Origin of the sequence: Cupriavidus necator, from assembly GCF_013141915.1 — a bacterium.
In the GTDB taxonomy this organism is placed as follows: domain Bacteria; phylum Pseudomonadota; class Gammaproteobacteria; order Burkholderiales; family Burkholderiaceae; genus Cupriavidus; species Cupriavidus necator_B.
On record NZ_SROX01000008.1, the window covers coordinates 262,561 to 284,134 of the forward strand.

Here is a 21,574-nt window from a genome sequence, read left to right on the forward strand (position 1 = left end):
GGCGCCCCGCGGGGCGCCGTTTTTCATGGCAAGGCCGGAGCCATTCAGGCCGGCATCGAGAACCGCTCGATCCACGCGGCCAGCCGGTCAGAGGCGAAGCTCTCGCTGCGCGGGGCGGCACGGCAGACGATGGTGTCGCCGTCGCGGACGAACTTCAGCGCGCCACCTGCCTCTTCCAGCCACAGCAGGCTGGCCAGCCAGGTGGCGTGCTGGGCCGACACCGCCGTGCCCACGGGCTGGGCAAGAAACTCGGCCAGCGCGGCCGGCTGGGTCCAGACCACCGCATCGCCGTCGCGGCGCACCACCTCGCTGCCAAGCGCGTCGGCGATCACGGCGGCGGCATCGGCAGCGCCCTTGCCGGCATTGGCGCTACGCAGCACGGCGAGGCGGGTGCTGACGGCATGGCCGAAGTTGCCGCTGCGCTCGGCTTCGGCGCGCACCAGGTCGGCATAGTCCATGCGCTGCCAGTCCGGATCGGCGTTGCGAGCCCCCACCAGGTCGACCGCGGCAAGGTAAGTATCCACCGGCTGGAAATGGCCGGGACCAATCAGGCTCGCGCACAGCGCGTGCAGCATGCCGATGCGGGTCGCCACGGTCTGGGTCTGCAGCACCGCCAGCTTCTCGCGCACCAGTTGGTCTCGCTCCTTGCGCAGCCCCGACATTTCGAGCGCTTGCTTGAGTTCCATGCGCAGCGCGGTGATGTCCCACGGCTTCTTGATATAGCGGTGGATCTGCCCCTGGTTCACCGCCTCGACGGTCTGGTCGAGTTCCGAGTATGCGGTGGTCAGGATGCGCACGATATGCGGGTAGCGTTCGCGTGCATAACGCAGCAATTCGTTGCCATACTCGCCTGGCATGCGCTGGTCCGAGACCAGCACAGCGAGGCTGTCGGCGTGAGCGTCCAGCAGCGTCTTGCCCTCCTCCACCGAGCCGCCAGTCACCACCGGCGCCAGCGCGCCGATCGCGCGCTGGAAATATTTGACGGCAGTCGCCTCATCATCGACGAACAGAATCGCCGGGGGTGGTGCCTGGGTGGCAATCGGTTCGCTCATCGGTCACTCCTAATCATTCGATTCCTAAAATTTGGAAAGTCCAGCGTCACTGTGGTCCCGGCACCGGGCGCGGAGGCGATCCGGATACCACCGCCGAAGGACTGCATGACGCGGTTGCAGAAAATCATGCCGAGGCCACTGCCGCCTGCGCTGGCGTGGGTTGTGACCGGATCGACCAGCAGGCGGTCCATCACCTCTGGCGGGATACCGGGGCCGTTGTCGCAGATGCGGATTTCCTGGTTGGGTTCGGTTGTCACGACGAAACGCAGCGAGGGTTGAGCCACGCCCGCCAGCGCGCGCAGCGCGTTGCTCATCACCGACGACAGTACCAGCGCGACGCAGTTGGGCAGCGTCTGCACCGGGAAATCGCCCTGCATGTCGACGTCGACCCACTGACGCTGCCCGCCTGCGAACGGATACGTATCCAGCAGGGACGCCACCAGTGCGCCCGCGCTGACCTCGGTGCCGGCGTCGGCCGCTGGCGTCTTGCTGGCCGCGCTGTTGCGCACCGACTCCAGGAACGACGACAACACCGCCAGGCAGTACTGCGCGTTGTCGTACATGGCGCCCGCGGCCTGCCCGATCTCACCTTGCCGCTGTTCGCTGTACTCGGCCTGGACGCGGCTTTCGATGCCCCGCGCGAAGTTGGCGATGGCGGCCAGCGGCGTGTTCAGTTCATGTGCCAGGAACGCCAGGGTTTCGTCGATCGCCATCAGACGATGCTGGCGCAGCGCGCGTTCCAGGTGCCGGTCGCCGGCCAGGTGCAGCACCTGGCGCACGTCGCTGACACTCAAAGGCTTTTCCAGGATGCGGAAGACTTCGCCGCTGTTGACGGTCTGCAACAGCATGTCCTTGTCGGCGTAGGCAGTCACCAGGATGCGCACGATTTGCGGATAGGCCTGTGCGACCTCGCGCAGCAGGTCGCCACCATCGCGACCGGGCATGCGGAAATCGGTGACCAGGATCGCGATCCGTCCGCCCTCGGCGCGCAGCGTCGCCATCGCCTCGTCGGCGCCGGCGGCAAGCAGGACCTCATACTCGCTGCCGACCGCGCGCGCAAAGTACTTGCGCGCCATGTCCTCGTCATCGACATAAAGGACAACGTTTGGCCGCGCTTGCTGGGCTTCGCTCATGCGACTTACTCCGCGCGTGGCAGATCGAAGCTGAACGCCGCCCACTGGCCCAGCTCGCTCTCGGCAAAAAGCTGGCCGCCGTGACGCTCGATCACCGCATAGCTGATCGACAGCCCCAGGCCCAGGCCCTGCCCGACTTCACGGGTGGTGAAGAAGGGCTCGAACACCCGCGCCAGGTGTTCCGGCGCGATGCCTGGGCCGTTGTCGCGCACGGACACGTGCAATCGGCCTTCGGTCCAGCGCACTGTGGTATGGATCGCGGGTTCGGTCGTGCCGGCCTTGCGCATGGCTAGGGCCGCGTTGGAAAACAGGTTGATCAGCACGCCGATGATGGCGGCCTCGTCGCCCAGCACCAGCGTATCTGCGGGCAACTCGCGCGTAACCTTGACGCCGCGCAACTCATGCGCGGTCAGGCGGATCGAGGAATCCAACGCCTTTTCGAACATGAACGGCGTGCCTTCCACCTCCGCGCCCGGCTTGCGGTAGGCGAAGGTCTTCAGATCCGAGACGATATGCTGGATGCGCTGCATCCCCTGCTTCGCGTCCACCAGGCATTCGGTCAGCGACTCGCTTTCCTTGGCCTGGGGTTCTTCCATTGCCACCTCGATCGCCATCAGGCAGAAGTTCACCGGATTGTTGACCTCATGCAACAGACCCGCGGCCAACGTACCGATTGCGGCCATTTTTTCCTGCTGCAGCATCTGGCCCTTGATGTCGACCAGCTTGCGGTTGATGACCTCGAGTTCGGCGTTCTTCTCGGCCACCTCCGCCTTGAGGCGGAACAGCATGAAGCGCGCACGCTCGTTGAAATAGGTGTAGACGCCGCTGGCCGCGGCGGCAAACAACAGGAACAGCGAATTGACGATAAACGTGCCGAGCGGCTCGACGCCGCCGGGGTGAAACAGGCAGGCGAGCACATACAGCAGGTATGAAAGCACGCCGAACACCAGGTTCTGCCACAGGCCAAATGGCAACGCGATGCCCGAAGCGAAGATCGCCAGGTTCAGTCCGACGTAATAGGGCGACTGCACCCCTTCGGTCTGGGAGATCATCCAGGCGATCATGATCTGCGGCAGCAGCAGCCAGGTCAGCGTCAGCCAGGGCGCCAGGCGGCGACCGGCGGCGCTATACAGGACCACCACGACCCCGGCGATCAGCAGCGACACCACGACGCGCGCCACCGCAAAGGCAAACTGCTGCTGCGGATATTGTCCGTAGTCGAGTCCGACGCCCAGCAGGACCAGCACGATCGCGGTATAGGCGCCGCCGCGGCTGAAGGCCAGACGAAAATCGACCAGTTCGGACTGGTAGCCGGCGTAGAGTTGGTTGGTGCTCATGGCGTGGCCCGCGAGGACAGCCTCAGTCAATGGTGGCTTCCGCAAATACGTTGACTCCGGTGCTGTCGACGTAAATGCGGTGCGAATGCGAGTGCTCGGGCAGCAGTTGCGCCATGCCCGCATCGTCGCGATAGATCAGGTACCACTCGAGCAAGTGCTCCATGCCGAATTTCTCCGGATTATTGGCATGGACGTTGGTCACCAGGATCTGGCCGCCCGGCCGCGAGCGCGAGGCGAAATACGACAGCAGCCGGGCGCAGACCTTGTCGGACAGGTAGTCGAACAGGCCGGCGCAATAGACCGCGTCGAATTCGCGCGCAGCGGCATCGTCCGGCGAAATGCGCCGCTTGAGCAGTTCGTGCACCGACTGGTGCACCATCTCGACGGCAAACTTGTTGCCGGCGCTGCTGGCCGAGCGCTCGATCGAATTGCGCGTGTATTCGAGCGTCTCTTCGCTGAAGTCGACCAGCTGGAACGACAGCAGCTCGGGGTTGGGGTATTCGCGCACGAAGCGCTGGATCTCGAAGGCCGGGCCGCAGCCCACGTTGAGCACGCGGAACGGCCGGCCGGCGGCGCGCGCGCGTTCGGCCTGGCGCGTGAGGAAATCGATCAGCAGATCGATGCGGTTGCGGTGCGCGGTCGCCACCGCCGCCTTGAGGAAGGCGGTATTGACGATCTGGAAGTAGGTGGTCGGGCCTTGCTGCGGATCACCGAGGATCTGGTTCACCATTTCATAGTCGCCGGCATAGCCGAGCGGCTTGGTGAAGGTGCGGTACACGAACGGCGCGCGCAGCAGCAACGGGTGGAGCGCCGACTGCGCGTAAGTGCGGTGCACCGGGGCGATTTCGGCGTCCACGCGCTGGGCCTCGCCCTCGAGCCAGTCCAGGTAGGTCTTGGTCTTGGCCATGATCGGCGTGGCCAGCTCGTAGAACACGTCCTCGCGCAGCTTGCCTTCGGTCTTGGGCAGCGATTCGGTCAGGTCCACCTGCTCGACCCAGCGCGATACCTCGGACAGGAAGGCGCGCATCTCGTTGACCACGATCTGGTAATCGCGCCGGATATTGAAGCGCGTGTCCCAATCCTGCACGAACAGCTCGGCTTCACGCGCGACCGACTTGGGCTCGTTGTTCAGGTCGGACAGTTCGCGCCACTCGTCGATCAACGTCAGCGACACCACCGCGGTCAGGCCGGTGTTCACCAGGCTCATCACCACGGCCTTGCCCAGATAGGCATTCTTGGCGCCCATGCGGACGCTGAGCTCGCTCAGCACCTCACTGACCTGCACGATCGAATACGGATTGTAGATTTCCATCACCAGAGACTTCCTCTGGAGATTGATGATCGTGCCCCGCACCTGCTCGCCCTGCGAGTTGCGGAAACTAACTACCGGATCGATTTGCGTTTTGGAGTACACGGTATAGCGCCAGGGAAAACCGGGAAACGCTGCGGGCCATACAGCCAGGGCAGAACGGCCGGGTACAGCATGAGGGCGAGGGGGTCGCGGGAATGGCTACCGGTGTCGGGACATGCAGCGAATGCTCATAGTGATGCGCTTTAGCCGGTTGCGGGCATGGCTGCCCCCCGCCGTAGCAGGAGTCGCAACACCCGGATCATGGTGAATTGCCGCGGGTCATTGTACTGTGCCCGTCGCAACTCGCACAACAAAGTGCCGTGGCAGCCCCGCGCATGGTGCATTACAACAAAAAAGGCCGGCATGGGCCGGCCTTGACAGCAGTTTACCCACCGCAGCGGGCCGCGCGCTCAGTCGGCGCGCACGCCTTCCACCTGGATGGCCAGCTTGACCTCGGGCTTGAAGCCCATCTTGACGCCATAGTCCAGGCCGAAATCGGCGCGGTTGAACTGGCCCACGGCATCGGCGCCGCAGGCTTCGCGCTTGAGCATCGGGTGCTGGATGCATTTGAAGTCGCGGATTTCCAGCTTGACCGGCTTGGACACGCCGCGCAGGGTCAGCACGCCGTCGACCTCGGTCGGCACGTCGCCCTTGAACTTGGAGAACTTGCCCTTGTAGGTGGCCTCGGGAAACGCTTCCACGTCGAACATGTCCGGTCCCTTGGCGTGCTGGTTCAGCTTGGCATTGCCGAAATCGACCGAAGCCGGGTCGATCTTGACCTCGACCGAGCCCGCCTTGGCGGCGCGGTCCAGCGTCACTACGCCGGTGGACTTCTCGAACTTGCCGCGCCAGGTCGACAGGCCGCCCAGGTGGTCGGCCTCGAAGCTGGGGTAGGTATGGGTCGGATCGAGGTTGTACGTCACGGTGTTGGCCGAGGCCACGCCGAAGGCGGCGGTTGCGGAAACGGCCGCGACGGCGGCAACGAGGGAACGCAGTTTCATGGTGTCTCCCGACAAATCAGGGTTGAGATGGAGCGGTTGAGGTAAGTCCTGGGTACGTCAGCGGTATGCCGGCCTTACTTCCGGGCCAGCACGATACGGAATTTGATCTGGACGTCGTCGGCTACCACGGAGGTGTCTTTCCATTCGCCGTCGCCGATATTGAACGCGGTGCGCTTGATCGGCAGCGCGCCCTCGAATACCTGCGCGCCGCCCTCCTGGCGGTAGCTGGCGGGCACCACCACGTCCACGGTCTTGCCCTTGATGGTCAGCTTGCCGGCCACGTCGTACTTGCCCGGCGTGCCGTTCTTGATGCTGGTCGACTGGAACACCGCCTTGGGATATCTGGCGGCATCGAACCAGTCCTTGCCCTTCACTTCCTTGGTGGTCTCGGCATCGCCGATTTCAAAGCTGGACACGTCGATTTCGATCTTGGCCGATGACGTCGCCAGCTTGGCGGGGTCGAAGCTGACATTGGCGTCGAACTTCTTGAACTTGCCCTCCATCGGCACGCCAATCTGGCGCGCCACCGCGGTCACCGAGCTTTTGGCGGCGTCGACCTGGGCCCAGGCCAGGTTGGCGGCGATGCCGGTGGCGGCCACGAGGGCGGCCACGGTGGCGCGGAGCGTGGCGGAGCCGCGGCGGGAATTGCGTTTCATCACAGAAAACTCCTGTCAGGAACGGCGCCGGGGCGCCGCGGTACGAAAAAGTTGGCGCGCCAGGTTCAGCGCAGGAACGGCAGCATCCGGCCCAGGGTGCCGTCACGGTCGACAAACTGGTGTTTCACCGCCGCCGCCGCATGGACCACAACGACGGCGGCCATCAGGTAGTTCAGCCAGATGTGGGTGAACTTCAGCACTTCCTTCAGGGCATCGCTTTTCTCGATCAGCGCCGGCATCTTCCACAGGCCCAGGTAAACCACCGGCACGCCCGCGGCCGAGCTGTACAGGTAGCCGCTGATGGGGACAATCACGATCAGCAGGTACAGCAGGTGGTGCGCCCCGGCCGCCGCCCTGGCCTGCCAGGCCGGCGTGCCGGGCGCGACCGGCGGCGCGGCGTGGGTGGCGCGCCACAGCACGCGCAGCACGGCGACGGCGAAGATCGTCACGCCGAGCCACTTGTGCCAGGAGTACAACTTGAGCTTGGTGGGCGTCAGCCCCGGAATGCCGGTCATATACAGGCCCAGCCCGAACGCGGCGAATATCGCCAGCGCGATCAGCCAGTGCAGGGCAATCGCGGTGGCGCCGTAGCCGGCGGGGGCGGTGGCAGTAGAACGCATCGGATTCCTCTCGCCCGCGGCACGGGCGTTTCACAATTTTGGGGAAGGCAAGGGCGGGGTCGAACCGCCAGTGCGCTTAAGATTCTCGCATTATTGCGGCCGGATGTGCGCCGATGCAGGACAGTCCTTCATTAAGTTATTCAAATGCTTTGAAGCGACATTCCGGCGCAGCCGTCACAACGGCTGGGCTACAGCCCGGCAAGCTGGCCACAAAACAAAAAGCCATCCCGCAGGATGGCTTTCCTTTCACTGCCGCCCGCCCTTGGGCGCACGCCATGTGGCGTCAGATGCGCTCGGCTAGCACGACTGCCTTGCCGATATAGCTGGCGGGCGTCATCTCGAGCAGCAACTGCTTGGCGTCCTCGGGGATCGCCAGGCCGTTAATGAAGGTTTGCAGCGCTTCGCGCGAGATGCCCTTGCCGCGGGTCAACTCCTTGAGCTGCTCATACGGGTTGGCGATGCCGAAGCGGCGCATCACGGTCTGGACCGGCTCGGCCAGCACTTCCCAGCAGTTGTCCAGGTCTTCGTCCAGGCGCTCCGGATTGGTTTCCAGCTTGCCCAGGCCGCGCAGGCAGGCCTCGTAGGCCAGCAGGCTGTAGCCGAAGGCCACGCCGATATTGCGCAGCACGGTCGAGTCGGTCAGGTCGCGCTGCCAGCGCGACACCGGCAGCTTTTCGGACAGGTGGCGCAGCACCGCGTTGGCCAGGCCCAGGTTGCCTTCCGAGTTCTCGAAATCGATGGGGTTGACCTTGTGCGGCATGGTCGACGAGCCGATCTCGCCGGCCTTGGTCTTCTGCTTGAAGTAGCCCAGCGAGATATAGCCCCAGACGTCGCGGTTCAGGTCGAGCAGGATAGTGTTGGCGCGCGCGACCGCATCGAACAGCTCAGCCATGTAGTCGTGCGGCTCGATCTGGATGGTGTACGGGTTGAAGGTCAGGCCCAGGCGGGTCTCGATGACCTGCTTCGAGAACGCTTCCCAGTCGAAGCTGGGGTAGGCCGACAGGTGGGCGTTGTAGTTGCCCACCGCGCCGTTCATCTTGCCCAGCAGCTCGACCTGCTCGATGCGCTGGATCGCGCGCGCCAGGCGCGCGGCCACATTGGCCATCTCCTTGCCCAGCGTGGTCGGGCTGGCCGGCTGGCCGTGGGTGCGCGACAGCATCGGCTGGGCCGCGTTGAGCCTGGCCAGCTCGACCAGGCGGGCGTGCACGCGCTTGAGCGTCGGCACCACCACGGCCTCGCGCGCGCCCTTGAGCATCATGCCGTGCGAGGTGTTGTTGATGTCTTCCGAGGTGCAGGCGAAGTGGATGAATTCGCTGGCGGCTTCCAGTTCGGCGTTGCCCTTGACCTGCTCCTTGAGCCAGTACTCGACCGCCTTCACGTCATGGTTGGTGACCGCCTCGATTTCCTTGATGCGGGCCGCGTCGGCCTCGCTGAACTGGTCCACCAGCGCCAGCAGCGCGGCCTCGGACGCGGCCGAGAATTTGGGCATGTCGGGGAGGCCAGCCTGCGACAGCGCGATCAGCCAGTGCACCTCGACCTTGACGCGATTGCGCATGAAGGCCGCCTCGGACAGCCATTCGCGCAGCGCATCGGCCTTGGCGGCGTAACGGCCATCGATCGGGGACAGGGCGGTGAGCGGCGAAAGCGAGGAGGAGGTCATGCTGGAAACCGGGAAGGAAATGGAAGAAGAAGGCGACAAACAAGAGGCGCCGCGGGGGCTGGCGCTGTCAGTGCTGGCGGACGCGAACGGTAGCTGGATGCGCACGTCACGCCGCATCGGCGGGGCCGCTCGCACACGCGGCGCCGGCGGCCGGCGCTGCGCAACGCGCGATTTTACCACCCCTGCCCCGGCTCCGGGCAGCGGTAAAGCGCGGCCGCGGGGCATCGGTGCGCGAGCCCGCATTCGCCATGCGCCGCGGGTATACTCGCGCACGCCGTTCCAGTAGCCTGTTATGAAGTGCATCGGGCAAGCCATCGCCGCCTCCCCGCAGCCGCTGCCACCTAGCGACGATGCACTTCATAACAAGCTCAAGGGGAGAACATGAAGCTGTATGCATCCCGGACCAGTCCCTACGCGCGCAAGGTGCGCGTGGTGATGGCGGAGAAAAAGATCGAATGCCAGTTGATCGAAGAGGACGTCTGGTCGCCTGAAACCCGGATCGGCCAGTACAACCCGCTCGGCAAGGTGCCGTGCCTGGTGATGGAAGACGGTGCCGCCATCTTCGACTCGCGCGTGATCGTCGAATATGTCGACACGCTGACGCCGGTCAGCCGGCTGATCCCGCAAGGCGGGCGCGAGCGCCTGGAAGTGCGCTGCTGGGAGGCGCTCGCCGATGGCCTGCTCGACGCCGCGCTGCTGGTGCGCCTGGAGGCAACCCAGCGCGAGCCGCACGAGCGCAGCGAGCGCTGGGTGCAGCGCCAGCGCGGCAAGATCGACGCGGCACTGGTGGCCATGGCCCACGGCCTGGCCGACCGCCCGTTCTGCACCGGCACGCATTACTCGCTGGCCGACGTGGCGGTGGGCTGCGCGCTGTCCTACCTGGACTTCCGCTTCCCGGACATTGCCTGGCGCGAACGCCATCCGAACCTGGCGGCGCTTGAGGAAAAGCTGGCCAAGCGGCAGTCGTTCATCGATACGGAACCGCCGCGCGGCTGATCCCTCGCGCCCGACAGAAAAACACCCGCGCTCGCGGGTGTTTTTTCATGCTGCGGCGGTGCTTACTGGATGATCCCGCCACCAAGACAGATGTCGCCGTCGTACAGCACCGCCGACTGCCCGGGCGTAACCGCCCATTGCGACTCGGCAAACCCAAGCGTCAGCGCGTCGCCGTCAACCGCCTGCACCGTGCAGGCGGCATCGCTCTGGCGATAGCGGGTCTTGGCCGCCATCGCCGCGCCCGCGGCGGGCGGCTCGCCGGCCACCCAGGACAGGTCCGACGCCGTCAACACCGGCGTCAGCAGCCACGGATGGTCGTGGCCCTGCACCACGTAAAGCGTATTGCTCGCCATGTCCTTGCGCGCGACATACCAGGCGTCGCCATTGCCGTCGCGGCTGCCGCCCAGGCCGATGCCCTTGCGCTGGCCCAGCGTGTAGAAGGCCAGGCCGATATGCTCGCCGACCACCTTGCCCTCTGGCGTCTTCATCGGACCCGGTTTGGTCGGCAGGTAGCGGTTCAGGAAGTCGCGGAACGGGCGCTCGCCGATAAAGCAGATGCCGGTCGAATCCTTCTTTTTGGCGTTGGGCAGCCCGATCTCGGCCGCGATCTCGCGCACGCGCGTCTTGGGTATCTCGCCCAGCGGAAACAGCGTGCGCGATAGTTGCGCCTGGTTCAGCCGGTGCAGGAAGTAGCTCTGGTCCTTGGTATGGTCAAGCGCCTTGAGCAGCTCGAAGCGGCCGGCCGCGTTCTGGCGCACGCGCGCATAGTGGCCCGTGGCGATGGTTTGCGCGCCCAGCGACATGGCATGGTCGAGGAAAGCCTTGAACTTGATCTCGGCATTGCACAGCACATCCGGGTTGGGCGTGCGGCCGGCCGAGTATTCGCGCAGGAAATCGGCAAAGACGCGGTCTTTGTATTCGGCGGCGAAATTGACGGCCTCGACGTCGACGCCGATCAGGTCGGCCACCGATACCACGTCGAGCCAGTCCTGGCGGGTCGAGCAGTATTCGCTGTCGTCATCGTCTTCCCAGTTCTTCATGAACAGGCCGATGACCTCGTAGCCCTGCTGCTTGAGCAGCCACGCGGTGACCGACGAATCGACCCCGCCCGACATGCCCACCACGACACGCTTGGCGGCACCGCTCACGACTGCGCCCCCGCTTGCAGCACCGACGGGTGCGTGTACAGCGCGTCGAGCGCGAAGCGCTTGCCGGCCAGGTAGTCTTCCACGCACGCCATCACCAGCGGCGAACGATGCCGTTCCGGGCACGCGCGCAGTTCGTCGGCACCCATCCAGACAGTGCGCACGATGCCGGTGTCGAGCTGGCGGCCGGCATCGAGCGAGCCGAGGTCGCCGGTAAAGGCAAAGCGCACGTAGGTGACGTCGGTACCGGTGCGCGACGACAGCGAACGCCCCATGTAGCAGCCCAGCAGCGCGCGCGGCTCAAAGGTGTGGGCGGTCTCTTCCAGGGTTTCGCGGATGACGGCGCGGATCAGGCTTTCGCCCGGATCCAGGTGCCCCGCGGGCTGGTTCAGGCGCAGCCCGTCGGCGGTTTCCTCTTCCACCAGCAGGAAGCGGCCGCCGCGCTCGATCACGGCGGCAACGGTCACGCTGGCATTCCAATCACTTGACATGATGCTCAATTTTTAGGCAATCCCGCATTCTACCGGTTGCCGGCCCATCGTGCAGCGTGGCGGCGGGCGCCAGCGCCTCGCTCCAGGCCCGGCAAAAGCCGACCGGCCGGTCACCATTGCATGTCAGATTCCTGTAAGCTGCGGAAAAATTGTGCGCTGCGGCTTAACCCCGGTCCGGCAGCGCGCACGGGCCAGACGTCGGTCCGCCCAACCAGACAAGACGCCAGCTAAAGGAGAAATTGACGATGTACATCGGCATCCCGCAGGAGACGCGGGCCGGCGAGACTCGCGTCGCCGCCACCCCGGAGACCGTCAAGAAATACGTCGCCCAGGGCCACAAGGTGGTGGTGCAGGCCGGCGCCGGCCTGAGTGCCAGCCAGCCCGACAGCGCGTATGAGGCGGTCGGCGCCACCATCGGCAGCGCCGCCGACGCGCTTGGCGCGCAACTGGTGCTGAAGGTGCGCGCGCCCGATGCCGCCGAACTGGCGCAGATGAAGCCAGGCGCGGTGCTGATCGGCATGCTCAATCCTTTCGATGCCGAGAACAATGCGCGCATGTCGGCGGCGAACATCACCGCCTTCGCGCTCGAAGCCGCGCCGCGCACCACGCGCGCGCAGAGCATGGACGTGCTGTCGTCGCAGGCCAACATCGCTGGCTACAAGGCCGTGCTGGTGGCCGCGCACCACTACCAGCGCTTCATGCCGATGCTGATGACCGCCGCCGGCACCGTCAAGGCGGCGCGTGTGCTGATCCTGGGCGCGGGCGTGGCCGGCCTGCAAGCCATCGCCACCGCCAAGCGGCTGGGCGCGGTGATCGAGGCCTCCGACGTGCGCCCCGCGGTCAAGGAACAGATCGAATCGCTCGGCGCCAAGTTCCTCGACGTGCCGTTCCTGACCGATGAAGAGCGCGAGATCGCGCAGGGCGTGGGCGGCTACGCGCGCCCGATGCCGCCCGACTGGATGAAGCGCCAGGCCGAGCTGGTGCACCAGCGCGCGGTCCAGGCCGACATCGTCATCACCACCGCGCTGATCCCGGGCCGCAAGGCGCCGGTGCTGCTGCAGGAAAGCACCGTGGCGCAAATGAAGCCCGGCTCGGTGGTGGTCGACCTGGCCGCGGCGCAAGGCGGCAACTGCCCGCTGACGGTGGCCGACGAAGTGATCAACCACAACGGCGTGATCCTGATCGGCCATACCAACCTGGCCAGCATGGTTGCGGCCGACGCCTCGGCGCTCTATGCCCGCAACGTGCTGGACTTCCTCAAGCTGGTGGTCGACAAGGACGGCCAGTTCACGCTCAATCTCGAAGACGACATTGTCGCCGCCTGCCTGATGTGCAGGGACGGCCAGGTCGTGCGCGAGGCGGCGTAGTTCCAACGGGCGCAGCGCATCCGGGCCGGCCCCGACAATACCGACTGCCTGTGCCCCAGCCCTCTCCCGCGCGCGGGAGAGGGCGCACGCCAACGGTTAATCAAGAGCCACTGACCGATGGCGTGCGCCGACCGTAGTACTGCAAAGAACAACATAGCGACAACACGCAGCATCCCGGTTTTAAAGCAACGGAGGAGAAGTCGATGGAGATGGTGAACCACACGGTGATCAACCTGATCATCTTCGTGCTGGCGATCTACGTGGGCTACCACGTGGTCTGGACGGTCACGCCGGCCCTGCATACGCCCCTGATGGCGGTAACCAACGCGATTTCGGCCATCATCATCGTCGGCGCCATGCTCGCCGCGGGCCTGACCGAGGGCGGCGTCGGGCGCGTGATGGGCACGCTGGCGGTGGCGCTGGCCGCGGTCAACGTGTTCGGCGGGTTCCTGGTCACCCAGCGCATGCTGGAGATGTTCAAGAAGAAGGAGCCGAAGGCCAAGGCGCCTGAAGCCAAGCCGGCACTGGCCAAGGAGGGCGCGTGATGACCGGCCTTGTCAGCATGAACCTCGTCACCCTGCTCTACCTGGTGGCCTCGGTCTGCTTTATCCAGGCGCTCAAGGGGCTGTCGCACCCGGCCTCGGCGCGCAAGGGCAATGCCTTCGGCATGATCGGCATGGCGATTGCCGTGGTCACCACGCTGGTGCTGATCGTCAAGCTGAAGAATGAATTCCTGGCGGCGGGCACGGCCCAGTCGTCGGTGGCCACCGGCATCGCGCTGATCTTCGCCGCGCTGGTGGTGGGCGGCGGCATCGGCGCCTACGTGGCAAAGAAGGTGCAGATGACCAAGATGCCGGAACTGGTCGCGGCGATGCATTCGCTGATCGGCCTGGCGGCGGTGTTCATCGCGGTGGCGGCGGTGGCCGAGCCGGCCGCGTTCGGCATCAGCCCGGCCGGCTCGCACCTGATTCCGCTGGGCAACCGCATCGAGCTCTTTATCGGCTGCTTCGTCGGCGCGATCACGTTCTCGGGCTCGGTGATCGCCTTCGGCAAGCTGGCCGGGCGCTACAAGTTCCGCCTGTTCCAGGGCGCGCCGGTGGTGTTCCCGGGCCAGCACATGCTGAACCTGGGGCTGGCCGTTGCCATGTTCGGCTTCGGCATCGCGTTCTTCATGACGCAGGAGTGGCTGCCGTTCCTGGTGATGCTGGCGATCGCCTTCGTGCTGGGCGTGCTGATCATCATCCCGATCGGCGGCGCCGACATGCCGGTGGTGGTGTCGATGCTGAACTCGTACTCGGGCTGGGCCGCGGCGGGCATCGGCTTCTCGCTGAACAACCCGATGCTGATCATCGCGGGCTCGCTGGTGGGTTCGTCCGGTGCGATCCTGTCGTACATCATGTGCAAGGCGATGAACCGCTCGTTCTTCAACGTGCTGCTGGGCGGTTTCGGCGGCGCGACGGCGGCGGCAACAACGGGCGACCAGCAGCAACGCCCGGTCAAGTCGGGTTCCGCCGACGATGCCGCGTTCCTGATGGGCAATGCCGAGACCGTGATCATCGTGCCGGGCTACGGCCTGGCCGTTGCACGCGCCCAACACGCGCTCAAGGAACTGACCGAGAAGCTGGCCGAGAAGGGCGTGACCGTGAAGTACGCAATCCACCCGGTCGCGGGCCGCATGCCGGGCCACATGAACGTGCTGCTGGCCGAGGCCGAGGTGCCCTACGACCAGGTCTTCGAGATGGAAGACATCAACAGCGAGTTCGGCCAGGCCGACGTGGTGCTGGTGCTGGGCGCCAACGACGTGGTCAACCCGGCGGCCAAGACCGATCCCCAGTCGCCGATCGCCGGCATGCCGATCCTGGAGGCGTACAAGGCCAAGACCATCATCGTCAACAAGCGCTCGATGGCCGCAGGCTATGCCGGGCTCGACAACGAGCTGTTCTACATGGACAAGACCATGATGGTGTTCGGCGACGCCAAGAAGGTGGTCGAGGACATGTTCAAGGCGGTCGACTAAGGCCGCCCAGGCCAGCCCCCGGCCCCCGCGCGGGCCAGGGGCTGGCCGACCCTGGCGCGAGCCATGATCCGCGCCCGCCAGCCCTGCGGCAACAAGGGCCGGCCCTCCCCTGCTGCCCGCTGCATGCCGCCCCGGCCGCAAGGCGTGCCTTGCAAGGCAGCCATGGCGCGCTATACTGGCCTGCGAATACGCACGCTGGCTTGCCACTTGCGCCACGCCTGTGCCAACCCCTGCCCGCCGCTCCATGACCTTCAATCCGCACGACAGGAATCTGTCGGTCTTCCATCACCCAGTCCTGACTGTCCTTGTGGATGACAGCAAGTCCTTCATCGACAGCCTGGCGTTCCAGATGGATGCCGCGCGCGGGGTGATCACCTTCACCGACCCGCGCGAAGCGCTGCAGTGGATCCGCGAAGCCTACGCCACCCGCTTCCCGGGTTTCCTGCCGGTGCGCGTCACGCACGACGACCTGACCTTCCTGACCGAGCGCCGCACAGTCCAGCTGGACATCGACCGCATCTACCGCCAGATCCACGACGTCAACCGCTTCCTGCAGCCCGGCGTGGTCGTGGTCGACTATTCGATGCCGCAGATGGACGGCCTGGAATTCTGCCAGGCGCTGCAGGACCTGCCGTGCAAGACCATCCTGCTGACCGGCACCGCTGACGAAAGCATCGCCGTGCAGGGCTTCAACCACGGGCTGATCGACCGCTACGTGAAGAAGCACGACAGCAATATGGTGGAGCGGCTGGACCAGGAAATCGAAGCCATGCAGCAGGCGTACTTCGCCACGCTGTCGCGCACGCTGCGCGAGCTGCTGACGCGACATTCGTTCTCGTTCCTGTCCGATCCGGCCATGACCGAGCGCGTGCGCCAGCTGACCGCGCGCTACGGCTTTGTCGAGTATTACCTGTATCCCAATCCGGCCGGCATCCTGCTGCTGACCGCGCAGGGCCACGCCACGCTGATGGTGATCGAGACCCGCGCCGGGCTGATGACGCAGGTGGAATCGGCCGAAGCCTACGATGCTCCCGCCGCGCTGATCGAAGGCCTGCGCGAAGGCCGGCTGGTGCCGTTCTTCTGGCCCGGCAACGGCATGTACACGCCGGCCTGCGTCGACTGGGAACAATACTGCCTGCCGGCCGAGCGCTGCGAAGGCAGGGAAGAGTTCTTCTATGCGCTGTTCGACCTGCCGCGCCACCTGCTACAGGAACCGGTGGTCAGCCTGCAAAGCTTCCTCGCGGACTTCAGCCGCAACCCGGACGCGCTTACTGGGCGCAAGCGCCCCTGACGCCACAGGAGCGGCGGCCGGCCGCGTTCAGTCGGCCTGCGGCGCGCGGTTGGCGCCGCGCACCATGTCGAAACGGAACAGCCGGCACTCGATATTGCCGTTGTAGAGCGGCGTGCGACGCGATTCCTTCAGTCGCAGCCGGCGCGGGAAACCCAGGTCGCCGGTAAACACCCACGCCTGCCAGCCCGCGAAATGCTGCTTCAGCGTGGTGGCGAAGGCGCTGGCGAACTGGTTGGCGGCCGCTTCTTCCACCTCGTCGCGCGGCAGTTCGTCCTCGGGCGCGCGGCGCTGCCCGCGCACGGCGATGCGCTCGCCGTACGGGGGATTCATCAACAGCAAGCCCGGCTCCTCATAAGGCGGTTGCACGAAGCGCGCGTCCACCTGCTTGGTGCGCGCCTCGCCCGGCAGGCCGGCGCGTTCCCAGTTGGCGCGCGTGATCGCCAGCATGTCAGTCGAAATATCCGAGCCCACCACCTGCAGCGCATCGTCCGAGGCCAGCATGCGGGCGCGCTGCGCGTCCGACTTCAGCTTCTGCCAGGCCTTGGTATCCATGCCCTTGAGCCACTCGAAGGCAAAGCTGCGGCTGCCACCCGGGGCGATGCCCAGGGCCACTTGCGCGGCTTCGACCAGGAAGGTGCCGCTGCCGCACATCGGGTCGTAGAACGGGCGGGAAGTCTGGCCCGGCACCCAACCCGCCAGCCGCAGGATGCCGGCCGCCAGGTTTTCCTTCAGTGGCGCCTCGCCCTTTTCGGTGCGCCAGCCGCGCTTGAACAGCGGCTCACCTGTGGTGTCGAGGTAGAGCGTGCAGTCGCGCTCGGTCAAGTGGGCATAGATGCGCACATCCGGGCTGACGGTATCGACGCTGGGCCTGGCTCCCAACCGCTCGCGCATGGCGTCGCAGACACCGTCCTTGACCCGCAGCGCCGTGAAATTGAGGCTGCGCAGCGGCGACTTGTGCGAGGTCAGGTCCACGCGCAGCGACTCGTCGGGCGAGAACCACTGCTCCCAGCGCACGCCGCGCGCCAGCGTGTAGATGTCGTCCTCGTGCCGGTAGCCGCGCGCGGCCACGCGCATCAGCACCCGGCTGGCAATGCGCGAATGCAGGTTGACCGCATAGGCGGCGGCCATCTCGCCCGAAAAATTGACGCCGCCCGGCACTTCCTGGTGGACCGTGAACGGCGCCAGCGCGGCCATGCCCGGCATCGCGGCGATCTCGCGCAGCTCTTCGGCGAGCGCGCTCTCCAGGCCGCGCGGGCAAGGGGCAAAGAAGGCTTGGGTCATGAGTGAGGTTCCTGCAAACAAAAACGTCCGCCGTGGCGGACGGGGAAGTATCGGTAGCTTAGGTCAACCCGCGGCCAGCGCGCGGTCGAGAAAGTCGAGGCGGTCCTGGCCCCAGAAGGGCTCGCCGTCGTACACGTACCACGGCGCGCCGAATACGCCGGCCGAGATCGCATCCTGCGTATTCTGCGCATAGGCCGCCTGCACCGACTGGGCCTCGCTGGCCTTGAGCAGGCCGGCGCCATCCAGGCCCGCCTCGTCGGCGATCTGCGCCAGCGTGGCGGCATCGGCGATATTGCGCTGCTGCGCCCACACCGCCGCGCCGATCGCGCCGGTCAGCGCCATCGCGCGCGCGGTGCCGTGCGCCAGTTGCGCGGCAATGATCAGCTTGCTGGCGGCGTCGGCCGACACCGGGAAGAAGGTCGGCGCCAGGTTCAGCGGAATGTTCAGGAACTCGCTCCAGCGCCTGAGCTCCACCAGCCGGTACGCCTGCCGCTGCGGCGGACGCTGCGCCAACGGCAGCCCGCCGGAGACCGAGAACACCTTGCCCAGGTCGCACGGCTTCAGGTTCACCTGCGCGCCGTGGCGCGCGGCGATGGCGCTGAATCGGGCATGACCCATGTAGACATAGGGCGATTGCGGCGTCAGGTAGTAATCAACGAGTTTGCTCATCTCGGTTTCCGCGACGGAATAGGCAGCAATGTAAAGGCGGCCAGCCTCAGAACGGCTTGACCACGACCAGGATCACCACTGCCAGCAGCACCAGCACCGGCAGCTCATTGAACCAGCGATAGAACTTGTGCGAGCGCGCGTTGCGCCCCGCCTCGAACTTGCGCAGCAGCACGCCGCAGCCGTGGTGGTAGCCGATCAGCACCAGCACCAGCGCCAGCTTGGCGTGCATCCAGCCCTGCCCGGCGCCGCGGCCGATGCCGTAGCCGAGGTACAACCACAACCCGAACACCACCGCCGGCACCGCCAGCATGGTCATGAAGCGGAACAGCTTGCGCGCCATCAGCAACAAGCGCTGCGTGCTGGCGGCATCGTTTTCCATCGCCAGGTTGACGAAAATGCGCGGCAGGTAAAACAGGCCGGCGAACCACGAGACCACGAAGACGATATGCAGCGCTTTGATCCAGAGCATCGGCAGGCAGACGTTGGCGTAAGGTTGTTCTTGTTATCGGCGCTTGCGTCAGGTGCGGATCTCGCCGTGCCCGAACACCACGTACTTGAGCGAGGTCAGCCCTTCCAGCCCGACCGGGCCGCGCGCATGCAGCTTGTCGTTGGAGATGCCGATCTCCGCGCCCAGCCCGTACTCGAAGCCATCGGCGAAGCGGGTCGAGGCGTTGATCATCACGCTGGCCGAATCGACCTCGCGGATAAAGCGCATGCCTGCCGAGTAGTTCTCGGTGATGATCGAATCGGTATGGTGCGAGCCGTATTCGTTGATATGCGCGATCGCTTGATCCAGGCCGGCAACGGTCTTGATGGCCAGAATCGGCGCCAGGTACTCCAGGCGCCAGTCTTCCTCGCTGGCATCGACCAGGCCGCTGAAGCCCGCCGCCTCCAGCGTGGCGCGGGTGGCCGGGCACACGCGCAGCTCGACGCCCTTCTCCTGATAGATGCGGCACAGCGGCGGCAGCGCGGCGGCGGCGATGTCTTGCGATACCAGCAGCGTCTCCATGGTGTTGCAGGGCGCGTAGCGCTGCGTCTTGGCGTTGTCGCAGACGCGCACGGCGCGGTCCAGGTCGGCGTCGGCGTCGATATAGACGTGGCAGATGCCGTCCAGGTGCTTGATCATCGGCACGCGCGCTTCTTCCATCAGCCGCGCGATCAGGCTCTTGCCGCCGCGCGGCACGATCACGTCGACGTATTCGGTCATGGTGATCAGCCGGCCGACCGCGGCGCGGTCGGTGGTCTCGACCACCTGCACGGCCTCGGGCGGCAAGCCGGCCGCGGACAAGCCCTCGGCCACCAGTGCGGCCAGCGCGGTATTCGATTCGATCGCTTCGGACCCGCCGCGCAGGATGGTGGCGTTGCCCGACTTCAGGCACAGCGCGGCGGCATCGATGGTCACGTTGGGGCGCGACTCGTAGATGATGCCGATCACGCCCAGCGGCACGCGCATCTGGCCCACCTGGATGCCGGTCGGACGGAACTTCATGTTCGAGATCTCGCCGATCGGGTCGGCCAGCGCGGCAATCTGCTCCAGGCCCGCGGCCATGGTGGCGATGGCCTTGTCCGACAGCGTCAGGCGGTCGATAAAGGCGGCGTCCTGGCCGTTGGCGCGGGCGCGCTCGACATCGCGGGCGTTGACGGCCTTGAGCTGGTCGGCATCGCGGCGGATGGCGGCGGCGATGGTCAGCAGCGCACGGTTCTTGTCGGCGGTGGAGGCACGCGCCATCGCGCGCGACGCCGCGCGGGCCTGGCGGCCGACGCGGTCCATGTATTGGGTGAGGTCGAGCTCGGTCATGTCAGTGGCCCTAGGGTGGTGGCCGTCAGTGTGTGTGTTCCTCCCTCTCCCGCTCGCGGGAGAGGGGTTCGGGAAGAGGGGAGCAAACCAGCGGCACTCGTGTCAGCGCGCGATCATCAGCGCCAGCTGCTGCAGGCCGTCCCATGGTTCCGCCGGCAGCGGGCTGCCGCCCGGTGGCGGCAGGTCCTGCAAGCCCTTGACCTGGCGGTCCAACCGCGCGGCCAGCGCCAGCGCCGCTTCCAGCCGCGGCTGCGCCAGGCGCTGCGCGGCCTGCGGCACCAGCCGCTCGCGCGGACCCCATACGCGCAGTTCGCGCATCAGCACGCCCGCCGGCTTGCCGGCCGCCAGCCCTTGCCGGACCTTGGATAATACGCGAATTTCCTCGGTCAGCGCCCATAGCACCAGCACCGTGGCCTCGCCTTCGCCGCGCAGCCCTTCGAGCATGCGCACCAGCCGCGGCACGTCGCCCGAGAGCATCGATTCCGACAACTTGAACACGTCGTAGCGGGCCACGTTCAGCACCGCGTCGTGGACCTGATCGAAGCTCAGTTCGCCGGGCGGATACAGCAGCCCCAGCTTCTGGATTTCCTGGTGCGCCGCCAGCAGGTTGCCTTCGACCTTGTCGGCGATGAACTGCAGCGCGCGCCGGCCGTTTTCGGCGTTCGTGCCGCCCTGCACGCGCTGCTGTTGCAGCGCGAGCCGTTCGCCGACCCAGGCCGGCAGCCGGGTACGGTCCACGGTGTCGACCTTGATCGACACGCCGGCGCCTTCCAGCGCCTGGAACCAGGCTGACTTGGACGCAGCAAAATCCAGCCGCGGCAGCGTCACCAGCATCACCACGTCAGGCGACGGCTGTGCGGCCACCGCGCGCAGCGCCTCGCCGCCATCCTTGCCAGGCTTGCCGGAGGGGATGCGCAGTTCAACGATCTTGCGGTCGCCGAACAGCGACATCGACTGCTGCGCCTCGACCAGCCGGCCCCAGTGGAAGCCGCGCTCGGCCACCAGCACCTCGCGTTCGGAGAAGCCGGCTTCCCGCGCCGTCGCGCGCAGGCGGTCGACCGCTTCCAGCACCAGCAAGTGCTCGTCGCCGTGCACCACGTACAGCGGCGCCAGCCCCTTGGCCTTGGCCTGGCGCAGGTGCGCGTCGAGCCCGTCGAGCTTGAGCTGCATGCCGTAAGCCTGCCCGCGCCCGCTCAGATCGCCTTGACGGCGGCCAGCCGGCGCATCAGCTGCTGCACGATATCGCGCTGCATGTCGCGGTACAGCTGCTGCTCTTCGTAGTCCTTGGCCAGCGTATTGGCTTCGTTGTAGGTCAGGTCGCGGGTCAGCACCAGTTGCGACGGCGCGATCAGTTCCTTGCCGGCGGGGTCGCGCAGGCGGAAGGTGAAGCGCTGGGTCAGGCGGTATTCACGCACCACGCCCTCGGTCGTGATCGACAGGATGGTCTTGGTGCGGGTGTCCTGCAGCACGTCCAGCAGCGCGTCCGCTTCTTTCTGGTCCGCCACCACCTGGGTGTCCGAGCCGCCCCGGATGGCGCGGCGGAGGTCCGCGCCCATCAGCGAATTGGGCGGGATGCCGATATACAGCCGCTTGAAGGCGAAGTCCGAGTTGCCGCGCATATGGAAGCCGCAGCCGGCCAGCAGGCCCATGGCCGGCACTGCCAGCATTGCCGCGAGCACCTTGCGGCGTCCCAGGTTCAGTCGCTTCAT

The 21,574-nt window shown here is 66.3% G+C and carries 22 protein-coding genes; 6 read left to right on the plus strand and 16 right to left on the minus strand.

The window, feature by feature from the left end:
- Positions 1-44: 44 nt before the first annotated feature.
- The 8 genes from E5S69_RS17300 to purB form a co-directional block, all read right to left on the minus strand.
- A complete protein-coding gene (locus E5S69_RS17300; protein ID WP_171515876.1) occupies positions 45-1,052 on the minus strand; it encodes a response regulator in 1,008 nt (335 codons plus the stop codon).
- Positions 1,049-2,185 (minus strand): hybrid sensor histidine kinase/response regulator, encoded by a 1,137-nt coding sequence (locus E5S69_RS17305; protein WP_171515877.1) that lies wholly within the window; start codon positions 2,183-2,185, stop codon positions 1,049-1,051. The genes E5S69_RS17300 and E5S69_RS17305 overlap by 4 nt, the downstream gene beginning before the upstream one ends.
- A 5-nt stretch (positions 2,186-2,190) precedes the next feature.
- On the minus strand, positions 2,191-3,522 hold the full coding sequence (locus E5S69_RS17310; protein WP_171515878.1) for a sensor histidine kinase: 1,332 nt from the start codon (positions 3,520-3,522) through the stop codon (positions 2,191-2,193).
- Positions 3,523-3,544: 22 nt separating this feature from the next.
- Positions 3,545-4,936, minus strand: a complete 1,392-nt coding sequence (locus E5S69_RS17315) for a methyltransferase domain-containing protein (RefSeq protein WP_171515879.1) — start codon at positions 4,934-4,936, stop codon at positions 3,545-3,547.
- A gap of 347 nt (positions 4,937-5,283) precedes the next feature.
- A complete protein-coding gene (locus tag E5S69_RS17320) occupies positions 5,284-5,874 on the minus strand; it encodes a YceI family protein (RefSeq protein ID WP_171515880.1) in 591 nt (196 codons plus the stop codon).
- 74 nt (positions 5,875-5,948) lie between these two features.
- Entirely contained in the window at positions 5,949-6,530 is a 582-nt protein-coding gene (locus tag E5S69_RS17325; RefSeq protein ID WP_171515881.1) for a YceI family protein, read from the minus strand.
- A 65-nt stretch (positions 6,531-6,595) separates the two neighbouring features.
- Positions 6,596-7,150, minus strand: coding sequence for a cytochrome b (locus E5S69_RS17330; RefSeq protein WP_171515882.1), 555 nt, complete (start codon positions 7,148-7,150; stop codon positions 6,596-6,598).
- Between the two features lie 283 nt (positions 7,151-7,433).
- Complete coding sequence (gene purB / locus E5S69_RS17335; RefSeq protein WP_171515883.1) at positions 7,434-8,810, minus strand: adenylosuccinate lyase; 1,377 nt, start codon at positions 8,808-8,810, stop codon at positions 7,434-7,436.
- Between purB and E5S69_RS17340 the strand changes: the two genes are divergently transcribed.
- The gene (locus tag E5S69_RS17340; RefSeq protein WP_171515884.1) at positions 8,809-9,096 is read left to right on the plus strand and encodes a hypothetical protein; all 288 of its coding nucleotides are present in this window, start codon (positions 8,809-8,811) and stop codon (positions 9,094-9,096) included. The two genes, purB and E5S69_RS17340, sit on opposite strands and share 2 nt — an antisense overlap.
- Positions 9,097-9,191: 95 nt before the next feature.
- Positions 9,192-9,806, plus strand: a complete 615-nt coding sequence (locus tag E5S69_RS17345) for a glutathione S-transferase C-terminal domain-containing protein (RefSeq protein WP_171515885.1) — start codon at positions 9,192-9,194, stop codon at positions 9,804-9,806.
- Positions 9,807-9,868: 62 nt separating this feature from the next.
- Here E5S69_RS17345 and mnmA read toward each other — a convergent pair whose 3' ends face one another.
- Together mnmA and E5S69_RS32805 are read right to left on the minus strand one after the other, a co-directional pair.
- The gene (gene mnmA, locus E5S69_RS17350; protein ID WP_171515886.1) at positions 9,869-10,954 is read right to left on the minus strand and encodes a tRNA 2-thiouridine(34) synthase MnmA; all 1,086 of its coding nucleotides are present in this window, start codon (positions 10,952-10,954) and stop codon (positions 9,869-9,871) included.
- Positions 10,951-11,442, minus strand: a complete 492-nt coding sequence (locus tag E5S69_RS32805) for an NUDIX domain-containing protein (RefSeq protein WP_171515887.1) — start codon at positions 11,440-11,442, stop codon at positions 10,951-10,953. Before E5S69_RS32805 ends, mnmA begins: the two co-directional genes overlap by 4 nt.
- Positions 11,443-11,687: 245 nt before the next feature.
- On the opposite strand from E5S69_RS32805, the gene E5S69_RS17360 reads away from it, so the two are divergent.
- From E5S69_RS17360 to E5S69_RS17375, 4 genes are all read left to right on the plus strand, one after another.
- Positions 11,688-12,809: a Re/Si-specific NAD(P)(+) transhydrogenase subunit alpha gene (locus tag E5S69_RS17360; RefSeq protein WP_171515888.1), complete on the plus strand. Its 1,122-nt coding sequence runs from the start codon at positions 11,688-11,690 to the stop codon at positions 12,807-12,809.
- A gap of 203 nt (positions 12,810-13,012) precedes the next feature.
- Positions 13,013-13,354, plus strand: coding sequence for an NAD(P) transhydrogenase subunit alpha (locus E5S69_RS17365; protein WP_035817213.1), 342 nt, complete (start codon positions 13,013-13,015; stop codon positions 13,352-13,354).
- The gene (locus E5S69_RS17370) at positions 13,354-14,826 is read left to right on the plus strand and encodes an NAD(P)(+) transhydrogenase (Re/Si-specific) subunit beta (RefSeq protein WP_171515889.1); all 1,473 of its coding nucleotides are present in this window, start codon (positions 13,354-13,356) and stop codon (positions 14,824-14,826) included. Before E5S69_RS17365 ends, E5S69_RS17370 begins: the two co-directional genes overlap by 1 nt.
- Before the next feature lie 244 nt (positions 14,827-15,070).
- Entirely contained in the window at positions 15,071-16,117 is a 1,047-nt protein-coding gene (locus E5S69_RS17375) for a response regulator (protein ID WP_018006347.1), read from the plus strand.
- A 27-nt stretch (positions 16,118-16,144) separates the two neighbouring features.
- Here the strand turns inward: E5S69_RS17375 and E5S69_RS17380 are convergent, their stop codons facing one another.
- The 6 genes from E5S69_RS17380 to lptE form a co-directional block, all read right to left on the minus strand.
- Positions 16,145-17,398, minus strand: coding sequence for a THUMP domain-containing class I SAM-dependent RNA methyltransferase (locus E5S69_RS17380; protein WP_171515890.1), 1,254 nt, complete (start codon positions 17,396-17,398; stop codon positions 16,145-16,147).
- Positions 17,399-17,461: 63 nt separating this feature from the next.
- A complete protein-coding gene (locus E5S69_RS17385; protein WP_171515891.1) occupies positions 17,462-18,067 on the minus strand; it encodes a 2-hydroxychromene-2-carboxylate isomerase in 606 nt (201 codons plus the stop codon).
- A gap of 46 nt (positions 18,068-18,113) precedes the next feature.
- Positions 18,114-18,536 (minus strand): CopD family protein, encoded by a 423-nt coding sequence (locus E5S69_RS17390; RefSeq protein ID WP_171515892.1) that lies wholly within the window; start codon positions 18,534-18,536, stop codon positions 18,114-18,116.
- Between the two features lie 48 nt (positions 18,537-18,584).
- Positions 18,585-19,865 (minus strand): glutamate-5-semialdehyde dehydrogenase, encoded by a 1,281-nt coding sequence (locus E5S69_RS17395; RefSeq protein WP_171515893.1) that lies wholly within the window; start codon positions 19,863-19,865, stop codon positions 18,585-18,587.
- Positions 19,866-19,967: 102 nt separating this feature from the next.
- The gene (gene holA, locus E5S69_RS17400) at positions 19,968-21,035 is read right to left on the minus strand and encodes a DNA polymerase III subunit delta (RefSeq protein WP_171515894.1); all 1,068 of its coding nucleotides are present in this window, start codon (positions 21,033-21,035) and stop codon (positions 19,968-19,970) included.
- Positions 21,036-21,058: 23 nt separating this feature from the next.
- Positions 21,059-21,574 carry an LPS assembly lipoprotein LptE gene (lptE, locus tag E5S69_RS17405; RefSeq protein WP_171515895.1) on the minus strand — a complete coding sequence of 172 codons (516 nt, stop codon included), beginning with the start codon at positions 21,572-21,574 and terminating at the stop codon, positions 21,059-21,061.

Coding starts and splice junctions, on each gene's coding strand:
- E5S69_RS17300 (WP_171515876.1), bottom strand. CDS start 1,052: ATGAGCGAACCGATTGCCACCCAGGCACCACCCCCGGCGATTCTGTTC.
- E5S69_RS17305 (WP_171515877.1), bottom strand. CDS start 2,185: ATGAGCGAAGCCCAGCAAGCGCGGCCAAACGTTGTCCTTTATGTCGAT.
- E5S69_RS17310 (WP_171515878.1), bottom strand. CDS start 3,522: ATGAGCACCAACCAACTCTACGCCGGCTACCAGTCCGAACTGGTCGAT.
- E5S69_RS17320 (WP_171515880.1), bottom strand. CDS start 5,874: ATGAAACTGCGTTCCCTCGTTGCCGCCGTCGCGGCCGTTTCCGCAACC.
- E5S69_RS17325 (WP_171515881.1), bottom strand. CDS start 6,530: ATGAAACGCAATTCCCGCCGCGGCTCCGCCACGCTCCGCGCCACCGTG.
- E5S69_RS17330 (WP_171515882.1), bottom strand. CDS start 7,150: ATGCGTTCTACTGCCACCGCCCCCGCCGGCTACGGCGCCACCGCGATT.
- E5S69_RS17340 (WP_171515884.1), top strand. CDS start 8,809: ATGCTGGAAACCGGGAAGGAAATGGAAGAAGAAGGCGACAAACAAGAG.
- purB (WP_171515883.1), bottom strand. CDS start 8,810: ATGACCTCCTCCTCGCTTTCGCCGCTCACCGCCCTGTCCCCGATCGAT.
- E5S69_RS17345 (WP_171515885.1), top strand. CDS start 9,192: ATGAAGCTGTATGCATCCCGGACCAGTCCCTACGCGCGCAAGGTGCGC.
- E5S69_RS32805 (WP_171515887.1), bottom strand. CDS start 11,442: ATGTCAAGTGATTGGAATGCCAGCGTGACCGTTGCCGCCGTGATCGAG.
- E5S69_RS17360 (WP_171515888.1), top strand. CDS start 11,688: ATGTACATCGGCATCCCGCAGGAGACGCGGGCCGGCGAGACTCGCGTC.
- E5S69_RS17365 (WP_035817213.1), top strand. CDS start 13,013: ATGGAGATGGTGAACCACACGGTGATCAACCTGATCATCTTCGTGCTG.
- E5S69_RS17370 (WP_171515889.1), top strand. CDS start 13,354: ATGACCGGCCTTGTCAGCATGAACCTCGTCACCCTGCTCTACCTGGTG.
- E5S69_RS17375 (WP_018006347.1), top strand. CDS start 15,071: ATGACCTTCAATCCGCACGACAGGAATCTGTCGGTCTTCCATCACCCA.
- E5S69_RS17380 (WP_171515890.1), bottom strand. CDS start 17,398: ATGACCCAAGCCTTCTTTGCCCCTTGCCCGCGCGGCCTGGAGAGCGCG.
- E5S69_RS17385 (WP_171515891.1), bottom strand. CDS start 18,067: ATGAGCAAACTCGTTGATTACTACCTGACGCCGCAATCGCCCTATGTC.
- E5S69_RS17390 (WP_171515892.1), bottom strand. CDS start 18,536: ATGCTCTGGATCAAAGCGCTGCATATCGTCTTCGTGGTCTCGTGGTTC.
- E5S69_RS17395 (WP_171515893.1), bottom strand. CDS start 19,865: ATGACCGAGCTCGACCTCACCCAATACATGGACCGCGTCGGCCGCCAG.
- holA (WP_171515894.1), bottom strand. CDS start 21,035: ATGCAGCTCAAGCTCGACGGGCTCGACGCGCACCTGCGCCAGGCCAAG.
- lptE (WP_171515895.1), bottom strand. CDS start 21,574: ATGAAGCGACTGAACCTGGGACGCCGCAAGGTGCTCGCGGCAATGCTG.